At 70.4% G+C, this 20,103-nt stretch carries 15 protein-coding genes; 14 read left to right on the top strand and 1 reads right to left on the bottom strand.

Translation table 11 applies throughout. From position 1 onward, the window contains the following. Positions 1-29: 29 nt before the first annotated feature. The 3 genes from ACFWI4_RS09475 (at position 30) to ACFWI4_RS09485 (ending at position 4,969) form a co-directional block, all read left to right on the top strand. On the top strand, positions 30-2,420 hold the full coding sequence (locus ACFWI4_RS09475; protein ID WP_385405136.1) for a HelD family protein: 2,391 nt from the start codon (positions 30-32) through the stop codon (positions 2,418-2,420). A gap of 459 nt (positions 2,421-2,879) precedes the next feature. Continuing rightward, positions 2,880-4,313: an NAD-dependent malic enzyme gene (locus tag ACFWI4_RS09480; RefSeq protein ID WP_385405138.1), complete on the top strand. Its 1,434-nt coding sequence runs from the start codon at positions 2,880-2,882 to the stop codon at positions 4,311-4,313. Between the two features lie 374 nt (positions 4,314-4,687). Continuing rightward, a complete protein-coding gene (locus ACFWI4_RS09485) occupies positions 4,688-4,969 on the top strand; it encodes an HU family DNA-binding protein (protein WP_037619258.1) in 282 nt (93 codons plus the stop codon). 127 nt (positions 4,970-5,096) lie between these two features. Here ACFWI4_RS09485 and murA read toward each other — a convergent pair whose 3' ends face one another. Next, a complete protein-coding gene (murA, locus tag ACFWI4_RS09490; protein WP_339129611.1) occupies positions 5,097-6,437 on the bottom strand; it encodes a UDP-N-acetylglucosamine 1-carboxyvinyltransferase in 1,341 nt (446 codons plus the stop codon). Between the two features lie 280 nt (positions 6,438-6,717). On the opposite strand from murA, the gene ACFWI4_RS09495 reads away from it, so the two are divergent. The 11 genes from ACFWI4_RS09495 (at position 6,718) to ACFWI4_RS09545 (ending at position 20,097) form a co-directional block, all read left to right on the top strand. Then, positions 6,718-7,290: a YqgE/AlgH family protein gene (locus ACFWI4_RS09495; RefSeq protein ID WP_037619254.1), complete on the top strand. Its 573-nt coding sequence runs from the start codon at positions 6,718-6,720 to the stop codon at positions 7,288-7,290. An 86-nt stretch (positions 7,291-7,376) separates the two neighbouring features. After that, positions 7,377-7,673: a DUF3039 domain-containing protein gene (locus ACFWI4_RS09500; RefSeq protein ID WP_103554931.1), complete on the top strand. Its 297-nt coding sequence runs from the start codon at positions 7,377-7,379 to the stop codon at positions 7,671-7,673. Between the two features lie 1,267 nt (positions 7,674-8,940). Beyond that, the gene (locus ACFWI4_RS09505; protein ID WP_387192876.1) at positions 8,941-10,599 is read left to right on the top strand and encodes a beta-N-acetylhexosaminidase; all 1,659 of its coding nucleotides are present in this window, start codon (positions 8,941-8,943) and stop codon (positions 10,597-10,599) included. Between the two features lie 280 nt (positions 10,600-10,879). Then, positions 10,880-11,773, top strand: coding sequence for an FAD binding domain-containing protein (locus ACFWI4_RS09510; protein WP_385405146.1), 894 nt, complete (start codon positions 10,880-10,882; stop codon positions 11,771-11,773). Further along, positions 11,770-13,227 (top strand): 2Fe-2S iron-sulfur cluster-binding protein, encoded by a 1,458-nt coding sequence (locus tag ACFWI4_RS09515; RefSeq protein WP_387192880.1) that lies wholly within the window; start codon positions 11,770-11,772, stop codon positions 13,225-13,227. The genes ACFWI4_RS09510 and ACFWI4_RS09515 overlap by 4 nt, the downstream gene beginning before the upstream one ends. After that, positions 13,224-15,530 (top strand): xanthine dehydrogenase family protein molybdopterin-binding subunit, encoded by a 2,307-nt coding sequence (locus tag ACFWI4_RS09520; RefSeq protein WP_387192883.1) that lies wholly within the window; start codon positions 13,224-13,226, stop codon positions 15,528-15,530. The genes ACFWI4_RS09515 and ACFWI4_RS09520 overlap by 4 nt, the downstream gene beginning before the upstream one ends. Further along, entirely contained in the window at positions 15,527-15,712 is a 186-nt protein-coding gene (locus tag ACFWI4_RS09525; protein WP_385405156.1) for a hypothetical protein, read from the top strand. The genes ACFWI4_RS09520 and ACFWI4_RS09525 overlap by 4 nt, the downstream gene beginning before the upstream one ends. 163 nt (positions 15,713-15,875) lie before the next feature. Further along, positions 15,876-17,042, top strand: a complete 1,167-nt coding sequence (locus ACFWI4_RS09530) for an SUKH-4 family immunity protein (protein ID WP_387192886.1) — start codon at positions 15,876-15,878, stop codon at positions 17,040-17,042. A 382-nt stretch (positions 17,043-17,424) separates the two neighbouring features. Then, positions 17,425-18,531 (top strand): hypothetical protein, encoded by a 1,107-nt coding sequence (locus ACFWI4_RS09535; protein WP_387192889.1) that lies wholly within the window; start codon positions 17,425-17,427, stop codon positions 18,529-18,531. After that, positions 18,515-19,351, top strand: a complete 837-nt coding sequence (locus ACFWI4_RS09540; RefSeq protein ID WP_387192892.1) for a glycosyltransferase family 2 protein — start codon at positions 18,515-18,517, stop codon at positions 19,349-19,351. The genes ACFWI4_RS09535 and ACFWI4_RS09540 overlap by 17 nt, the downstream gene beginning before the upstream one ends. A gap of 59 nt (positions 19,352-19,410) precedes the next feature. Beyond that, positions 19,411-20,097: a hypothetical protein gene (locus ACFWI4_RS09545; protein WP_387192895.1), complete on the top strand. Its 687-nt coding sequence runs from the start codon at positions 19,411-19,413 to the stop codon at positions 20,095-20,097. Positions 20,098-20,103 lie beyond the last annotated feature (6 nt).

Consider the following 20,103-nt stretch of genomic DNA (forward strand, 5'->3'; position numbering starts at 1 on the left):
CTGCCCAGCACGTCAGAAGGGGGCGCCCGGTGGCCGCTCAGGCTCAGCAGAAAACCGCGCTCGGCTCGGTCCGCACATCCGTGCCGGACGAATCCGTCAAGGACGACTCCGTACGGGACCGTGAGATCGGTGTCGAACAGGAGCATCTGGACCGGGTCTACCGGCGCCTCGAGGAGAAGATCCACGAGGCCGAGTTCCTCATGCACGACGCCGCCCAGCGCGGTCACGTCGGCACGCCAGGGGCGCTCGCGGAGCGGGACGCCCAGGTGTTCCGCGCGGGGATCCACCTGAACCGTCTCAACAACGAGTTCGAGGACTTCCTGTTCGGCCGGATCGACCTGCTCCGCGGCAAGGACGGCGTGAAGGGGCCCGACGGCGCCTACACGGCCGTGGAACCCGCCGAGGGCGCGGTCCGCGAGGACAACACCGCCGACATCGCGGAGACGCTCCACATCGGCCGTATCGGCGTCCTGGACGCCGAGTACGCCCCGCTGGTGATCGACTGGCGGGCACCAGCCGCCGCCCCGTTCTACCGCTCCACCCCGGTCGACCCCGGCCGGGTTGTGCGCCGCCGGGTCATCCGCTCCAAGGGCCGTCGGGTCCTCGGCGTCGAGGACGACCTCATGCGCCCGCAGGTGAAGGCCTCCCTCGACGGCCGTGAGCTGCCCGTCATCGGCGACGGCGCGCTCATGGCCGCGCTCGGGCAGGCCCGCAGCCACACCATGCGGGACATCGTGGCCTCCATCCAGGCCGAGCAGGACCTGGTGATCCGCGCGCCCGCCGCCTCCGTCACCTACGTCGAGGGCGGCCCCGGCACCGGCAAGACCGCCGTCGCCCTGCACCGGGCCGCATACCTCCTCTACCAGGACCGCCGCCGGTACGCGGGCGGCATCCTGATCGTCTCCCCGACCCCGCTGCTCGTCGCCTACACCGAGGGCGTGCTGCCCTCGCTCGGCGAGGAGGGCCAGGTCGCGATCCGCGCGATCGGCTCGCTCGTCGACGGCGTCGCGGCCACGCTGTACGACTCCCCGGCCGTCGCCCGCGCCAAGGGCTCGTACCGGATGCTGAAGGTGCTGCGGAAGGCGGCCCGCGGGGCGCTGGAGAGCCCGCCCGCGCCCGCGGGAGCCTCCTCCGGTCAGCTCGCCCTGGGAGAGCCCGACGCGGCCCCCGCGGGCACCCCGACCCGGCTGCGGGTCGTGGCCTTCGGGCGCCGGCTGGAACTGGAGTCCGCCGAACTGGACCGCATCAAGCACAACGCGCTCGGCGGGACCGCGCCGGTCAACCTGCTGCGTCCGCGGGCCCGCAGGCTGCTGCTGGACGCGCTGTGGTCGAAGTCGGGCGCCGGGACCCGGCACGCGGACCCGGAGCTGGCCGCCGAGCTGCGGTCCTCGTTCGACGAGGACGTCACCTCCGAGGACAGCTTCCTCGCCTTCCTGGACGCCTGGTGGCCCGAGCTGACCCCGCGCGGGGTGCTGGCGGCCATGGCCGACGAGCGGCGCCTCGGGCGCTGGGCGCGCCGGATCCTCAACCCCGGCGAGGTCCGCCGGGTGGCGCGCTCGCTCAAGCGGGACGGGTTCTCCGTGCACGACGTGGCCATGCTCGACGAGCTGGAGGCGATCGTCGGGGCGCCCGCCCGGCCCAGGAAGCGCCGCGAACTGGACCCGCTGGACCAGCTCACCGGGCTCGAGGAGCTCATGCCGGTGCGCGAGGAGACCCAGCGCGAGCGCGCGGAGCGGCTGGCCCAGGAGCGGACCGAGTACGCGCACGTCATCGTCGACGAGGCACAGGACCTCACGCCGATGCAGTGGCGGATGGTCGGCCGCCGCGGCCGGCACGCCACCTGGACGGTCGTGGGCGACCCGGCCCAGTCCTCCTGGTCCGACCCCGACGAGGCCGCCGAGGCCCGTGACGAGGCGCTAGGCACCCGTCCCCGGCGCCGCTTCACCCTCACCGTCAACTACCGCAACCCGGCGGAGATCGCCGAGCTGGCCGCCAAGGTCCTCGCGCTCGCCATGCCGGGCTCCGAGTCCCCGTCCGCCGTACGGTCCACCGGCGTCGAACCCCGGTTCGCGGTCGTACGGGACTCGCTGGCGCAGACCGTGCGCGCCGAGGCCGCCCATCTCCTCGACCGGGTCGACGGCACCGTGGGCGTCGTCGTCGCCATGAACCGGCGCGAGGAGGCCGCCCGCTGGCTCGCCGGGCTCGGGGACCGTGTGGTGGCCCTGGGCAGCCTGGAGGCCAAGGGCCTGGAGTACGACGCGACGGTGGTCGTCTCGCCCGCGGAGATCGCCGACGAGTCGCCCGCGGGACTGCGGGTGCTGTACGTGGCCCTGACCCGGGCGACCCAGCAGCTGACCGTCGTCTCCAGCGACCGCGACGAGCCCGACCCGAACGGAGTCCCCGACCTCCTGCGGGACTGACGTCCCCCCTCGGCCGGGGTGACGCCCCCCGCCCGGCCGGGGTGACGTCCTCCCGCGGCGGGGTGACGCCCCCGCGTCCGGGGCCCGGCGAAAAGAACTCCCGGGACGGGAATTGCTCCACGGGAATCCTTTGTTACCTTTGACGTGACACCGGCCCGATCCAAGCCCCCGGGCCCAACCTTCGTCGCCACGAGCGACCACTTGCCGCGAGGCGAGCATGGCGGGTCGGTGTCATTGAACGTCGTCCCTCCCGAGGGACCTGAAGAGGCCCACGTCATCCGTGACGTGGGCCTCTTTCGTCACCCGAGCCACTCTCGTAGAGTGGAATCCGTTTTCCGAAACGGCACCACCCGGCGAACAAAACGTTCGCAATCCGGGGCGACTACCGCGTACTCAGGGGTAGGTGCGACGATCGGACGGCACAAGCAGTGACTCGGTGAACAGCAGAGGAAGTCGGCCATGGCAACGGCGCCCAGCGTCTCCTACTCGATGACGGTCCGGCTGGAGGTGCCCGCGAGCGGAACCGCGGTCTCCCAGCTCACCACGGCCGTGGAGTCCAGCGGAGGCTCGGTGACCGGCCTCGACGTGACCGCGTCCGGCCACGAGAAGCTCCGGATCGACGTCACCATCGCGGCGAGTTCCACCTCGCACGCCGACGAGATCGTCGAGCAGCTGCGCCGGATCGAGGGCGTGACCCTCGGCAAGGTCTCGGACCGTACGTTCCTCATGCACCTCGGCGGCAAGATCGAGATGCAGTCCAAGCACCCGATCCGCAACCGTGACGACCTCTCCATGATCTACACCCCGGGTGTGGCCCGGGTGTGCATGGCGATCGCCGAGAACCCCGAGGACGCCCGCCGCCTCACGATCAAGCGCAATTCCGTTGCGGTCGTGACGGACGGCTCCGCGGTGCTGGGCCTCGGCAACATCGGCCCGAAGGCCGCGCTGCCCGTCATGGAGGGCAAGGCGGCCCTCTTCAAGCGCTTCGCCGGCATCGACGCCTGGCCGCTGTGCCTGGACACCCAGGACACCGACGCGATCGTGGAGATCGTCAAGGCGATCGCCCCCGGCTTCGCGGGCATCAACCTGGAGGACATCTCCGCGCCGCGCTGCTTCGAGATCGAGGCCCGGCTGCGCGAGGCCCTGGACATCCCCGTCTTCCACGACGACCAGCACGGCACGGCCATCGTCGTCCTCGCGGCCCTGACCAACGCACTTCGCGTCGCGGGCAAGGCGATCGGCGACATCAGGGTCGTCATGTCCGGCGCCGGAGCGGCCGGTACGGCCATCCTCAAGCTGCTGATCGCCGCGGGTGTGAAGAACGCCGTCGTCGCCGACATCCACGGCGTCGTGCACGCGGACCGCGCCGACCTCGTGGACGCCGCCGCCGGCTCGCCGCTGCGCTGGATCGCCGACAACACCAACCTCGAAGGCCTCACGGGCACGTTGAAGGAGGCGGTGCAGGGCGCCGACGTGTTCATCGGCGTCTCCGCCCCGAACGTGATCGACGGCGACGACGTCGCCTCGATGGCCGAGAACTCCATCGTGTTCGCGCTCGCGAACCCCGACCCCGAGGTCGACCCGGCAATCGCCCGCCAGACCGCGGCAGTTGTGGCCACCGGCCGCTCCGACTTCCCCAACCAGATCAACAACGTCCTGGTGTTCCCGGGTGTCTTCCGCGGGCTCCTGGACGCGCAGTCGCGTACCGTCAACACGGACATGATGCTGGCCGCCGCGGCCGCGCTCGCGAACGTGGTGACCGAGGACGAGCTCAACCCGAACTACATCATCCCCAGCGTCTTCAACGACAAGGTCGCGGGCGCGGTCGCCGGAGCGGTGCGGGACGCGGCGAAGGCGGCGGGGACGGCGGACGCGGCCAACACGAGCGCGTAGTACGGGCCGAGCCGGGCCGTCCGCCCGTGCCGCACCGGCCGTCCTCCCGTCTGTGACGGGCGCCACGACCGCCCGGAACCCGGCGCGTCGCGGAACGCGGGGCCTGTGGCCGCCTCTAGGGTGGCGGCCAGGCTCAGGCCTCGCAGGGGCCTCTTCGTGTGACCCCCAAGGGTGTTCGTGTGACTCCCAGGGGTGCCGGATTGGCTTTCCCGCCGCAGGTGGGGGCAGGATGCGTCTTCGGGCGCCACGGTCCGGCAACGGACCCGGGTCCGGGAGCCGACCGAGGCCCCTGGCAGCATCGGCTTCACTGTGCCCGATATGCGGCTCCGCCGCGTGGCACGCCTCAACAGCAAGAAGAACACGGGAGTAACAACATGAACCGCAGTGAGCTGGTGGCCGCGCTGGCCGACCGTGCCGAGGTGACCCGCAAGGACGCCGACGCCGTTCTGGCCGCTTTCGCCGAGACCGTCGGCGAGATCGTCGCCAAGGGCGACGAGAAGGTGACCATCCCCGGCTTCCTGACCTTCGAGCGCACCCACCGTGCCGCTCGCACCGCGCGCAACCCGCAGACCGGCGACCCGATCCAGATCCCGGCCGGCTTCAGCGTGAAGGTCTCCGCGGGCAGCAAGCTCAAGGAAGCCGCCAAGGGCAACTAGTCCGGCGCCGGTACGTTCCCCTCGGACGCGGGACGCGGGACACGTACAAGGCCCAGCAACGCCAATGGGGCGGCCCCTTTCAGGGGGGCCGCCCCATCGTCGTACGCGGACGGGTCCGCGGCGGTGCCTAGCCGAGCGCCTTGCCCGGGAGTTCGACCTTCGCGCCGAGGGCGATGAGCTTGTCCATGAAGTTCTCGTAGCCGCGGTTGATCAGGTCGATGCCGTGGACGCGGGACGTGCCCTGCGCCGCGAGCGCCGCGATCAGGTACGAGAAGCCGCCGCGCAGGTCCGGGATGACCAGGTCGGCGCCCTGGAGCTTGGTGGGGCCCGAAACGACCGCGGAGTGCAGGAAGTTGCGCTGGCCGAAGCGGCAGACCGAGCCGCCGAGGCACTCGCGGTAGAGCTGGATGTGCGCGCCCATCTGGTTCAGCGCGGACGTGAAGCCCAGCCGGGACTCGTACACCGTCTCGTGGATGATCGACAGGCCGGTGGCCTGCGTCAGGGCCACGACCAGCGGCTGCTGCCAGTCCGTCTGGAAGCCGGGGTGGACGTCCGTCTCCAGCGCGATGGACTTGAGCTGAGAGCCCGGGTGCCAGAAGCGGATGCCCTCGTCGTCGATCTCGAAGGCACCGCCGACCTTGCGGTAGGTGTTCAGGAACGTCATCATCGAGCGCTGCTGGGCGCCGCGGACGTAGATGTTGCCTTCGGTCGCCAGCGCCGCGGAAGCCCAGGAGGCGGCCTCCAGGCGGTCCGGGAGGGCCGCGTGGGTGTAGCCGCCGAGCGAGTCCACACCGGTGATGCGGATCGTCCGGTCGGTGTCCATCGCGATGATGGCGCCCATCTTCTGAAGGACGCAGATCAGGTCCTCGATCTCCGGCTCCACGGCCGCGTTAGAGAGCTCCGTGACACCCTCCGCGAGGACGGCGGTCAGCAGCACCTGCTCGGTCGCGCCCACCGACGGGTACGGCAGCTGGATCTTGGTGCCGCGCAGCCGCTGCGGGGCCTCCAGGTACTGGCCGTCCTCCCGCTTCTCGATCTTCGCGCCGAACTGCCGCAGCACCTCGAAGTGGAAGTCGATCGGCCGGCCGCCGATGTCGCAGCCGCCGAGGCCCGGGATGAAGGCGTGGCCCAGCCGGTGCAGCAGCGGGCCGCAGAAGAGGATCGGGATGCGCGACGAGCCCGCGTGGGCATCGATGTCGGCGACGTTCGCGCTCTCGACGTGCGAGGGATCGAGGATCAGCTCACCGGGCTCCTCACCCGGACGGACGGTCACACCGTGCAGCTGCAGCAGTCCGCGTACGACACGCACGTCGCGGATGTCGGGTACGTTGCGCAGCCGGCTCGGACCGCTGCCCAGCAGGGCGGCGACCATGGCCTTCGGTACGAGGTTCTTCGCACCGCGGACACGGATCTCGCCCTCAAGCGGGGTTCCGCCATGGACAAGCAGGACATCGTCGTTGACGGTCATGTATCTCGCGTTCCGATGAGTTGGGCACGGTGGGTCGTCGGCAGGCCGGTCGTACGGGAGCCGAACAGCAAGGGTAATGGCCACCCGCCCCGGCGCAGTAAGCCCGAGCAGGACTCAGCTGGGTCATAGCTTGGCCACAACACGAACGGTTCCGCGCCGGGCACACGGGGTCACCGGGGCGTGTGTGCGCGGGCAACGCTTCGTTGCGCCCTGAGCTGCATTCACTCCCGTACGCGTATTGGCTCCCCACATGAAGGGAATGTGCGGGATCATGTCTGGCATGACCGAGGTGTCCTCGCTCACAGGGCGGCTGCTCGTGGCCACGCCCGCCCTGGCGGACCCGAACTTCGACCGTGCGGTGGTGCTGCTCCTCGACCACGACGAGGAGGGCTCCCTCGGCGTCGTCCTCAACCGCCCGACCCCGGTCGGTGTCGGCGACATCCTGGAGAACTGGGCCGGTCTCGCCGGGGAGCCCGGCGTCGTCTTCCAGGGCGGCCCCGTCTCGCTGGACTCCGCGCTGGGGGTGGCGGTCATCCCGGGCGGCACGGCGGGGGAGCGCGCGCCGCTCGGCTGGCGGCGGGTGCACGGCGCGATCGGTCTGGTGGACCTGGAGGCGCCGCCCGAGCTGCTCGCCTCCGCGCTCGGCTCCCTGCGCATCTTCGCCGGGTACGCGGGCTGGGGACCGGGCCAGCTGGAGAACGAACTGGTCGACGGCGCCTGGTACGTCGTCGAGTCCGAGCCCGGCGACGTGTCCTCCCCGGCGCCGGAACGCCTGTGGCGCGAGGTCCTGCGACGCCAGCGCAGCGAGCTGGCGATGGTGGCGACGTACCCGGACGACCCCTCCCTCAACTGACCCGCGCACCGGCGTCCGGGACTTCCGCGGATCGCGCGCGACCCTTCCCTCAACTGATGGGTCCGGGCCCCAGTACCCTTGGTTTCATGAGCACTCTTGAGCCTGAGACCCAGCCCCAGCGAGGCACGGGGACGGGGACCCTCGTAGAGCCGACGCCGCAGGTGTCGCACGGCGACGGGGACCACGAGCGCTTCGCCCATTACGTCCAGAAGGACAAGATCATGGCGAGCGCGCTGGACGGCACGCCCGTGGTGGCGCTGTGCGGCAAGGTGTGGGTGCCGGGCCGTGATCCGAAGAAGTATCCCGTGTGTCCCATGTGCAAGGAGATCTTCGAGTCCATGGGCGCCGGCGGCGACCAGGGCAAGGGCGGCGACAAGAAGTGACGCCGGTGTCCCGGCGCTGAACCCCCGCTTCGACCGACCACGGCCGCGACGCCCCCGACGAGGGGCGCCGCGGCCGTGTCGTGTGTGTGGGCGCTGTTCCTGCCGGGGGTGCGCGCTGGTGGCCGTGGCGGTGACGGCGGGGTCTTGTGCGGGTCGGGGGTGCCCGCCGTGCGGGTGTCGTGGACGAGGCGGGCCGGTTTTTCACAGCGATCCGTGATCACAGACTGGTGTAGACCTCTTGTGGCCGGGGCGGCGCACTCCATAGCCTCCAGGGTGTTGTGCGACGCGAAACCGCCATTGCGCACACCGCAACGCGCCCTGCCTGGAGGACACCCGATGAGACCCGGCGCCCCCGAACCGGCCCGACCCGAACGGTGACGACGCGCACGACCCGGGCGGTGGCGCCCCGCGCGCTCCCGGCGGCGACGCCCGGCGCGACCCGGGCGGTGGTGTTCCGCGCGACCCGCGCCTGCGCAGTGACCGTGGCCGTGCCGGACGGTGTCCCGGGTTCCTCCGCCCCCTCGCCGGGCCGTGTCCGGCAGGGCCCGGTCGCCGGAACCGCCTCCCGATCGCGGGGGATTCCCGGGGCTTCCGGGGCGGCGCGAATTCGCCCGCCTGTTCCCCGGACTCCTTCTCGTGGTGGGCCCTGTCAGGGCGGTCGTCGCGCGCGCCGGATTTCCCCGTCGGGGGACGCCCGGACGATTCCGCTTCCGATTCCCGACGTCCTCGCCGATCTTGTTCGCTCCCGTCCCGGTGATCTCCGCCTGAGCTCCGGCAAACCCCTCTTCCGCGACCCGCGGGACTTCGGCCGGCCGAACACCCAGGGTTCACCGATCCCGCCGCGCACGGCCTTCCAGGGCCCCTTCACGGTTCCGCCGTCACGCGGTTCAGGCGAGCCCGTCGCGGAGGCGCGGAAGGCGGCCGTGAACCCGGCGGAGCGCGTGGCGCGCGTTTTCCCCGGACGGTCCCATTCCCCTGTGTCGCCCCGCGGACCGCGACCGCCGGGACGTTTTCCCGCGCCCGCCGGCAGGGCAGGGTTTCCCGTTCCCGAGTCCCTTCTCCCCGGCGCCGCCGCGCGTGCTCCGCGCGGATGTCCCCGCTTCCCCGGCACCGGCCCGGGAGCCCGGCCGGACGGTATCCCGGGAGTCCGACCGGACGGTACGGCGACCGGCTCCCGGCTGACGGCGATTCACCCGACGGTCTTCCTCGTACCCGAACCCCAGCGAATCGTCTCCGGCCCCGGTGGCGGTAAAGGACAGAAGGACGGATGGACATGATGGATACGGGCCTGATTCCCGCCCCCCTCGCCGTCGAAGGCGCCGCGCGGGGCCGGTTCGCCCTGGACGCGGACACCCTCCTGTGGGCCGCCCCCGGCACGGACGCCACCGCGCGCTGGCTCGGCGCGACGCTCGGCGCCGCACTCGGACTGCCGCTGCGACCTGGGCCGCAGGACGCCCCGCGCGCCGTACGCCTGCTCCTCGACGGCTCCCTGGGGCCGGAGGCCTACCGGCTCCGGGCCGGCGACGACGGCGTCGAGATCCGCGGCGGCGACGCGGCCGGTGTCTTCTGGGGCGCCCAGACACTGCGTCAACTGCTCGGCCCCGACGCATTCCGCCGCGCCCCGGTCCGTCCGCGGCAGGCGTACGAAATCGAGCACTGCACCATCGAGGACGCGCCCCGATTCCGCTGGCGCGGCCTGATGCTCGATGTCTCCCGGCACTTCATGCCCAAGGAAGGCGTCCTGCGCTACCTCGATCTGCTGGCCGCGCACAAACTCAACGTCTTCCACTTCCATCTCACCGACGATCAGGGGTGGCGTGTCCAGATCAACCGCTACCCGAAGCTGACGGAGATCGGTTCCTGGCGGGCCCGCACCAAATTCGGCCACCGGGCCTCGCCGTTGTGGGAGGAGAAGCCGCACGGGGGCTTCTACACCCAGGACGACATCCGCGAGATCGTCGCGTACGCGGCCGAACGGCATATCGCCGTCGTCCCCGAAATCGACATCCCCGGGCACTCGCAGGCCGCCATCGCCGCGTATCCGGAACTGGGCAACACCGACGTCATCGACACGACCTCCCTGACCGTCTGGGACAACTGGGGCGTCTCCAAAAACGTACTCGCCCCCACTGACAACACCCTGCGCTTCTACGAAGGGGTCTTCGAGGAACTCCTCGAACTGTTCCCCGTGGATCCCGGCCGCTTCCCGGAGTTCTCCGGTTTCTTCCACATCGGCGGCGACGAGTGCGCCAAGGACCAGTGGAAGGCGTCGGCCACGGCGCAGGCCCGCATCGCGGAACTCGGGGTCGGCGACGAGGACGGACTCCAGGCCTGGTTCATCCGGCACTTCGACAACTGGCTGTCCGCGCGCGGACGTCGGCTGATCGGCTGGGACGAGATCCTGGAGGGCGGCCTCGCGCCGGGCGCCGCGGTCTCGTCCTGGCGCGGCTACCAGGGCGGCGTCACCGCCGCGCGCGCGGGCCACGACGTCGTCATGTGCCCCGAGCAGCACGTGTACCTGGACTACCGTCAGGACGCGGGCGAGGACGAACCGGTGCCGATCGCCTATGTGCGCACCCTGGAGGACGTCTACCGCTTCGAGCCGGTTCCGTCCGAGCTCACCGAGGCCGAGGCGCGGCACGTGCTCGGCACGCAGGCCAACATGTGGACCGAGGTGACCGAGGACCCCGCGCGCGTGGACTACCAGGCGTTCCCGAGGCTCGCCGCCTTCGCCGAGGTCGCCTGGAGCCGGCTGCCGGCCCCCGCGGAACGGGACTTCGCCGGCTTCGAGCGCCGGATGGACGCCCACTACGGGCGGCTCGACGCCCTCGGCGTGGCCTACCGGGCGCCTTCGGGTCCGGCGCCCTGGCAGCGGAGGCCCGGCGTGCTCGGACGCCCGATCGAGGGGGCGCCCCCGAACGTGTGAGACCGCTCACGGTCCCCCGGTCCCGGCACGGGTGCCACGGAGTCGTTGCACCACAAGGAAAAAGGCCCCAGGCGGTCACCGAAGGGTGACAATGGGCTTCCGTCGGCGATGCCGTGCGAAAACCGGCCATCTCCCTGGTGAGACGGGCGAATGCCTCCTAGCGGACCCCCGCGTCGAGGGGCCGGGAAGATGTGCCAGAGTTGCCACGTCCGCCCTGTCAGCACGTACCGTACGGCAGCACAGGTGGGACCAGGTGGGGCAGCGGGAAGGGGCAACCGGTTTGACCACGCACGCACCGCAGGCGGCGCAGGCCGTGACGCTGCCCGTCTCGCTGGACGAGGCGGTGGCGGCGCTGTCCGCCATGCCCACGGCCGTTCCGGTCGCGGGCGGCACGGATCTGATGGCCGCGGTCAACTCCGGACAGCTGAGGCCGGCCGCGCTCGTCGGCCTCGGCCGGATCACCGAGATCCGGGGCTGGCAGTACCAGGACGGCCACGCGCTGCTCGGCGCCGGCCTCACGCACGCCCGCATGGGCCGCCCCGACTTCGCGGCGCTCATCCCGGCGCTCGCGGCCGCCGCGCGGGCGGCAGGACCGCCGCAGATCCGCAACGCCGGCACCCTCGGCGGCAACATCGCCTCGGCCGCCCCCACCGGGGACGCGCTGCCCGTACTGGCCGCCCTGGAAGCCACGCTGATCATCGCGGGACCGGGCGGGGCCCGCCGCGAGATCCCCGTGTCGCACCTGCTCGCCGGCGTGGACATGCTCCGCGGCGGAGAGCTCATCGGCTACGTCCGCGTGCCGCTGCTGCACGCGCCGCAGGTCTTCCTGAAGGCCACCGGCCGCACCGGACCCGGGCGCGCGATCGCCTCCGTCGCGGTCGTCCTCGACCCGGCCAGGCGCGGCGTGCGCTGCGCCGTCGGCGCCATAGCGCCGATGCCGCTGCGCCCCCTGGACGCCGAGGCCTGGGTGGCCCAGCTGATCGACTGGGACAACAACCGCGCGATCGTCCCGGAGGCGCTGAGCGCCTTCGGCGAGTACGTGGCCGCGGCCTGCATCCCGGACCCCGTCCCCGCCGAGGACGGCACCCTGACACCGCTTCCGCCCGCCGTACTGCATCTGCGGCGCACCGTCGCCGCGCTGGCCCGACGAGCACTTGGAAGGGCACTGTCGTGACCGACGACCAGCACGAAGAGGGCGCGGGGCACAGCGGCGGCCGCTGGGACCCGCTGCCCCAGGGGGACTACGACGACGGCGCCACCGCCTTCGTCAAGCTCCCCGAGGGAGGCATCGAGGCCCTCCTCGCCGCCCGGGAGCCGCTCGCCGCGCCCGGACACGGCTACGTGCCCCCGCAGATCACCGTGACTCCCGCCCCGCCCGAGACGGCGGAACCGGCCGCGGGCGGAACCTGGGCCGGCCAGGGCGGCACCGGCCGGTGGCCCGAGGGCGACACCGGCGCGCCCGGCGCGGGCACCCACGACGACCGGTTCGCCTACCAGCCCGGATCCACCGGACAGTGGCACTTCGACGACGGCGCCGGGCACGGCCAGGGGCAGGGCCCCGGGCACGACGTGACCGGCCAGTGGTCGATCCCCCTGGCCGGAGGCGATCTCCCGGACGAATCGGGCGAGTTCACCACCTCCGCGCTCGTCGAGCAGTGGGGCGGCACTCCGCCCGCCACGCTCCCCGGGGGCGCCTCCGCGCCCTGGGCCGGCGAGATCGGACAGCCCTGGACCGCCGACGCCCGCGAAACGGCCGCTGAGGCCCTCGCCGGCGCCACGGGGCCGTCCGGGGCCGAAACGCCCGCCCAGGCCGCCCAGCACCCCCTGCAGTCCGTTCACGAGGCGCCCGGGTCCGAGACCGGCCCCGAGCCGGTGACGGCGGAGACGCACGAGGTGTCCGAGCCCGACCCGGCGCACGAGGCCGCCGTGACGGGCGAGGAGGACCCCGACGCGGACCTCCTGGCCCCCTCCGGCCACGACGACCACCCCCTCGCCTCCTACGTCCTGCGCGTCAACGGCGCCGACCGGCCCGTCACCGACGCCTGGATCGGCGAGTCGCTGCTCTACGTGCTGCGCGAGCGCCTCGGCCTCGCGGGCGCCAAGGACGGCTGCTCGCAGGGCGAGTGCGGCGCCTGCAACGTCCAGGTCGACGGCCGCCTCGTGGCGTCCTGCCTGGTCCCCGGCGTCACCGCCGCCGGCAGCGACGTACGCACCGTCGAAGGCCTGGCCGCCGACGGACAGCCCTCCGACGTCCAGCGCGCGCTGGCCAAGTGCGGTGCCGTGCAGTGCGGTTTCTGCGTCCCCGGCATGGCGATGACCCTGCACGACCTGCTGGAGGGCAACCCGGCCCCGACCGAGCTGGAGACCCGCCAGGCCCTGTGCGGCAACCTGTGCCGCTGCTCGGGCTACCGCGGTGTCCTGGACGCCGTGCGCGAGGTCGTCGCCGAACGCGAGGCCCACGCAGCCGCCGCGGCCGAGGCCGCCCCCGAGGCGGACGAGGCCCGCATCCCGCACCAGGCCGGCCCCGGCGCAGGCGGCGTCCACCCCTCCGCCTACGAGGACGGCGCCGCCTACGGCGCACCGGCACAGCACGACCAGCCGTACGGCCAGGACGGAGGCCAGGCGTGACCAACCAAGCCGCGACGGCGACACCGGCGGCGCCCGAGGCGGGCCCCGAGCCCCTGCCGCACGGGCTCGGCGTCTCGCTTCCCGCCGCCGAGGACCGCGCCAAGACCGAGGGCACGTTCCCGTACGCCGCCGACCTGTGGGCCGAGGGCCTGCTGTGGGCCGCCGTCCTGCGCTCGCCCCACCCGCACGCCCGCATCCTGTCCATCGACACCAGCCACGCGCGCGAGATGCCCGGCGTACGCGCCGTCATCACCCACGAGGACGTGCCCGGCACCCCGCTGCACGGCCGCGGCAGGGCCGACCGCCCGGTGTTCGCATCCGACGTCGTACGCCACCACGGCGAGCCCATCGCGGCCGTCGCCGCCGACCACCCCGACACCGCGCGGATGGCCGCCGCCGCCGTCATCGTCGAGTACGAGGTCCTCGAACCGGTCACCGACCCGGAGCACGCCTTCGAGGCCGAACCGCTGCACCCCGACGGCAACCTGATCCGGCACATCCCGCTGAGCCACGGCGACCCGGACGCGGTCGGCGAGGTCGTCGTCGAGGGCCTGTACCGCATCGGCCGCCAGGACCCCGCCCCCATCGGCGCCGAGGCCGGACTCGCCGTGCCCCGCCCCGACGGCGGCGTCGAGCTCTACATCGCCTCCACCGACCCGCACAGCGACCGGGACGCGGCCGCCGCCTGCTACGGCCTCGAACCCGCGCGCGTGAAGGTCGTCGTCACCGGCGTCCCCGGAGCCACCGCCGACCGCGAGGACCAGGGCTTCCAGCTCGCGCTCGGCCTCCTCGCCCTGGCGACCGGCTGCCCGGTGAAACTCACCGCCACGCGCGAGGAGTCCTTCCTCGGCCACGCCCACCGCCACCCGACCCTGCTGCGCTACCGCCACCACGCCGACGCCGAGGGCAACCTCGTCAAGGTCGAGGCGCAGATCCTGCTCGACGCGGGCGCCTACGCCGACACCTCGGGCGAGTCGCTGGCCGCAGCGGTCTCCTTCGCCTGCGGCCCCTACGTCGTCCCGAACGCCTTCATCGAGGGCTGGGCCGTGCGCACCAACAACCCGCCCTCGGGCCATGTGCGCGGCGAGGGCGCCCTCCAGGTCTGCGCCGCCTACGAGGCCCAGATGGACAAGCTCGCCAAGAAGCTCGGCGTCGACCCCGCCGAACTGCGCCTGCGCAACGTCATGGCCACCGGCGACGTCCTGCCCACCGGCCAGACGGTGACCTGCCCGGCGCCCGTCGCCGAGCTGCTCCAGGCCGTACGCGACTACCCGCTGCCCGCCCTCCCCAAGGACACGCCCGAGGACGAGTGGCTGCTGCCCGGCGGCCCCGAGGGCGCGGGCGAACCCGGCGCCGTACGCCGCGGTGTCGGCTACGGACTCGGCATGGTGCACATGCTCGGCGCCGAGGGCGCCGACGAGGTCTCGACCGCCACCGTGAAGGTCCACGACGGCATCGCCACCGTGCTCTGCGCGGCCGTCGAGACCGGCCAGGGCTTCACCACGCTGGCCCGGCAGATCGTCCAGGAGACCCTCGGCATCGACGAGGTCCACGTGGCCCCGGTCGACACCGACCAGCCCCCGGCCGGCCCGAGCTGCCGGGGCCGGCACACCTGGGTGTCCGGCGGAGCGGTCGAGCGCGCGGCCAAGATGGTCCGTACGCAGCTGCTCCAGCCCCTGGCGCACAAGTTCGGCATGTCCACCGAGCTGCTCCAGATCACCGACGGCAAGATCACCTCGTACGACGGAGTGCTGTCGACCACCGTCACCGAGGCGATGGACGGCAAGGAACTGTGGGCGACCGCCCAGTGCCGCCCGCACCCGACCGAACCGCTGGACGAGGCGGGCCAGGGCGACGCCTTCGTGGGCCTCGCGTTCTGCGCCATCCGCGCGGTGGTGGACGTCGACATCGAGCTGGGCTCGGTACGGGTCGTCGAGCTGGCGCTCGCCCAGGACGTCGGCCGCATCCTCAACCCGGCCCAGCTCAGAGCCCGCATCGAGGCGGGCGTCACTCAGGGGGTGGGCGCCGCGCTGACCGAGAACCTGCGGACCAACCGCGGTCTGGTCCGCCACCCGGACCTCACCGGCTACGCCCTGCCGACCGCCCTGGACGCGCCCGACATCCACATCGTCAAGCTGGTCGAGGAGCGTGACGTGGTCGCCCCCTTCGGTGCCAAGGCGGCCAGCGCGGTGCCGGTGGTGACCTCGCCCGCGGCCATCGCGTCCGCGGTACGGGCGGCCACCGGGCGGCCGGTCAACCGTCTGCCGATCCGCCCCCAGGCGGCCGTGGTGACGGCCTCGTGAGCGCGCCGGAGCCGCAGGCCGGCGAACCCGCGCGGGACGGCCTCGACCCCGCCGTCCCCGGCGTCGACCCGGGGCAGCCGCGCTACGAACCCCCGCCCAGCGTCGGCAAGCTGCTGATCTGGGTGCTGCTGTTCGTGCTGGCGGCCGTGGTCGTCGTCCTCGGCGGCGTCTACTTCACCTGAGCCCGCGCCCGCCGTTCCCGTCCGTGTGCGCGGCTCGTTCTCGCGCCCCTTCGGCGTTGTCAGTGGGGCGGCGTATCGTTCTGGAGCGATGGGGAACTGCCGTGGCACGACCGGCCGTTCCCTCTCGGGGGAAGCACGGAGCGTTCACATGCGCGGGGGAGCCATGAGTACGACTGACACCGATGTCGGCGGCGCGATCACACTGACCGGCGACGAGCTGGACCCGTTCGTCACGCACGCGGGCACCCGGGACCGGCTCACCGGCCCCGGACTGCCCTGCGACGGAACGCTGCTCGCGTTCGGCGCCCTGCGGGAGCACGGCCTGCGCACGGTCGCGGACCTGGCCGGCGACGCCGACAAGCTCGCCGAGGAACTGCGCGACCAGCTCGTCATAGGGGCACTGCGCAGCCTCGACCGCGACCTGGAGTCGATCCTGCTCGACGGGGCGACGGGCGAGGTCTCCTCGGCCTACGTCCCGGCGGGTCCCGCCCGGCTGGACCTCGCCCCCCTCGCGCCCTCCCTGGACGCCCTGCTGAGCTTCGCGGCGGCCACCGAGGAACTGACCCTGTCCCGGGGCCTTCCCGGCCCGTTCGGACCGAAGGCGGTCGCCCAGGTCACGGACCGGCTGAGCGCCGTCTTCGAGGACGCGGCGGGCGCGGACGTGGCCCCGTACTGGCGGATGGCCGCCCTGATCCGCCCGCTCTCCCGGATCGCCGGACCCGGCGAGGGGCTCGTCCTCGGGCTGCCGAAGCGGCTCCTCGACGAGGAGTTCGGCGCGGGCGGGATCATGCGCTTCGAGGACGTCGACTTCCCGCCCGCCCTCACGCACGAGCCGACCCGTCGCTTCCTGCGGGAGTCGGGCCTGCCCGAGGACGGCTTCCTCTTCCAGATGGACACCGAGGCGCCGCTGCCCGCCCTCACCGAGTACTACGCGGACGAGCGCCCCGAGGAGCTCTCCGCGGGCCTCCTCCCGGCCGCCGCCGACCGTCTCGTACGCCTCGGGCACCTCCTGGAGGACACGAGCCTGGTCCTGGACGGCACCACGGGCGCGGTGCTCGCCTGGAGCGAGCCCGACCTCACCCTGCGCCCGCTCAACGCGGACATCTCCACCCTGGCCTTCACCCTCTGGCTCCTGCACCGCGAGAAGACCGTCGACGCGGCCCACCACCTCAGCGACTCCTACGAGCAGCTCGCCGCGACCCTGACCCAGACCCTCGCCACGGTCGACCCCGCCGCCTGCGACCGGACCCCGGCCCTCCCCGGCGACGACGGCCGCCGCCACTGGCCGGAGATATTCGAGGACCGCTCGGTCGGCATGCTGTACGCCTAGCGGCCCGCACAAGCCATGGGAGGGGCCAGGTCATGGCTGTGCCTGTGCCAAGCGTGCGAAGGTGTTGCGATGGGCGTGTTCGCCGAAGCGACCAGCCCGCGCTCGTATAGCGGGAGTTGGCACCGCCTCACCAGGCCGGGGAGATGTTGCGCCTCTCGACCTGCTCGACCAGTTCGTGGAGCAGACGCCAATGGCAGGAGGCGGAAGCAACAAGGCGTCCGCACCGCTGGGGGCCAGACTTCGAACGCCACAATCGGCAGTCAGAGCCTTCCGCGTCCTGTGCCTTATTCGCCGAGAAAGGCGTGTACTTGTGGGTGCGCGCATGCGGGTCATATGGAATGATACCGGCCCAGGATCAGCCTACTCTGGCGTGGGGGGGAAGGTGGCTGCTCAAGAGCACGGCGCCCGAGTGCGGGTCCTCTACGACTCGGACAACGTCGGAACTGTCGAGCGGCTTGTCGAAACGATCGCCCAGACGGGACTTCAGCCCGAACTCTCCGATCTTCGCTATATCACCCGGATCTCTGACATCTGTACACCGCTTAACGGCGACTTGCTTTGCATCGTTGACGAGTCGGTCAGCGCGGTCAAAAGAAATCTCCTGCTCGGGTATGCCATGGGTGCGGCCAAGGCGATCATCCTGGTTTCGGAAGATCACCAATCCTTACCGAACCCGACGCAACGCATCCGGGTCACCTCCTACGAAGCATTGGTGGAAGAAATCGTCCGGTTGCGTGAATCAACTCACGACGCCGGCGGAGACTATGGGCAGGTGCAGCTCTTTGCACACATCGGTCCGGACGAGCCAGTCGCAATGGTTTGTGCCGAGATTCCCGAAGAGCTGAGACCGTCTTATGCGATTCCTACATATCGAGACTTTCTTCGGTATGCGACATTTGCAGACATTGATGCCCTCATTCAGTTGATGGTGTGGTTTGCTGCGAGCAAGCATAGAAGCGTCGAGGCGTACACCAGCGGAAATCTTCCAGACAGCCTGTTTGCGAAACATATGTTGGTTGTCGGGGGGCCTGCTTGGAACAAAATGGCCCAGACGCTCTACCGCATCATCCCGTTACCCGTCGAACAGCCGGACGGCGGGGCTGGAAATCCCGATCCAATCGTGGAAAAGGAATCCGGTGAGACCTGGGGCCCAGAATTGACGCAGAATGGCGAGGTGATTTCTGACGTCGGATTCGTCTCGCAAGTTGCGAGCCCTTTTCATCCCGGTCGCACCGTGACAATTTTCGGTGGTGTCCTGACCCATGGCGTAGAAGCCGGTGTGAAAATCTTCACCGACAGTTCAGTAGGTGCTAAGAACTGGGGAATCATCAAGCCGTTGCAAGCGTCTCCGGCAACAGGATTCTTGGCTGTTTTCCGCGCGAAGGTAGTTGCCAACAACAACGTCAGCCCGGATCTGACTCGCCCGGATGTGCTCCTCGCCGCTTATTCGTACCGAGCCGGAGAATTCCATCGTGTCTTCGTGCGTTGAGTTCAGCTTTGTGGTGCCCGTTTGGAACACTGATCCCGAATTTTTCCAAGCGTGCGTTCAGTCGATCGTTCGTGCCGCTGTCGAGTATGACCTCGGGCGAGTGGAACTGGTGGTGGTCGATGACGGTTCCAGGCCGGAAATATCTGCAAAATACCAAATGATTTACCGCAGTGTCGCCGTCGGCATCATCCGCAGCGTTTTTGTTCGGTGGGCAGATAATCGAGGAATTGCTGCGGCCAGGGATGCGGGGATCCGGCGCGTCGTGGGCAAGTGGGTGATCCTTGTTGATTCCGACGATCTCGTCAGCGCTGATGTGCTCAATGTTTTGGCCGAGCATATTACTGAAGATACGGTACTCGCTTTTACCGCTCACGAAAAGCGTGATGTGCATCTTGCGGAGACCGTGGAGACGCGCAGGAAGGCCCGGTATGCTCGGCTGCTGGTCGACCATGCAGGCGGGCCGCATGATCCATTTTTGCATTTTACATTCCTGATCCATATGCATGTCATCAGGCTATCCGCCTACCGTGCAGTGGGTGGATTTGATGTGTCCATACCTTATGGGGATGAGATAGATTTCCATCTTCGACTGACGGGTGCGTATCAGAAACCGGGCAGTTATACGTACATCGATGAAGTTCTATATTTCTACCGAGAGAATCCCGACGGAGTTTGTGGGGACCCGGAGAAGTATCGCGAGCTCATCGAAACGATTGAAAAGATTCTTCTGCGTCACGCCGTGGACAGGGGTGTGAATGCAACTTCATGTCAACGCTCGGGGAAAGTGTCGGACGGTGCAGTTGCATATTGCTATAAGTAGCACACCTCAGGCATCCGACGAAGTGCCGTCGTTTCACAGGATCATGAGGGGGAGAAGGCGTGGGCGGCCTGCTGGAGTTCATCAAGGACTGGAACTTCATAGTTCCGGGAATCTTGTGGGGCGGCCGCGAGTTGTCTCGCTGGGCCCGCGCGTATCGCCGGAGAAGTCTGTTGTGGGGCTTCCGGGCTGGGCGGTCCGTTGTTCTGTTGCGGGAGCAGCCTTCTCAGCAGCAGGGCTATTTGTACGGTGAGGTGGGATCGTTGGCGGTTGCCCGCGCCGGGCAACGTGTGGCAGATGAACTTCGTAAAGTAGGCCTTGATGTCGCAGAAGCTTCGGCTCAGGATTTCGATCCGAACTCGACGCAAAATATGGCGGTAGTGAGCCTGCTGTCCGACGAGGCGTCCGTAGCTGGTTCGATGGCTGGACTGCTGGGGGTTCGAATGTCGGTCACGGGTAATAAATTCTCAGTTGACGATCACGCGTTCCGGCCACAGTTGACGCTGCTCGATGGGGAGCTGCGCACGGACACTGAGTATGCAATCTTGATACGGGGCAGGAATCCGAACAGAAATCGCCATGGAATCACCATTATTGCAGCCCTGACGGCACAAGGAGTCGAGAGTGCGGTCAAAGCCATGGTGAGTGATTCGAAGTTGTCTGCGCAACTCAGGTCGCGCAAACCCGGAGTCTGTCTGTTCACGCTTGACATGAGTTCTGGCATCGTGCGGACGCAAGAAATAGGCTGAGGAGGT

The sequence above is a fragment of the Streptomyces sp. NPDC127038 genome, assembly GCF_042725875.1.
Classification (GTDB): domain Bacteria; phylum Actinomycetota; class Actinomycetes; order Streptomycetales; family Streptomycetaceae; genus Streptomyces.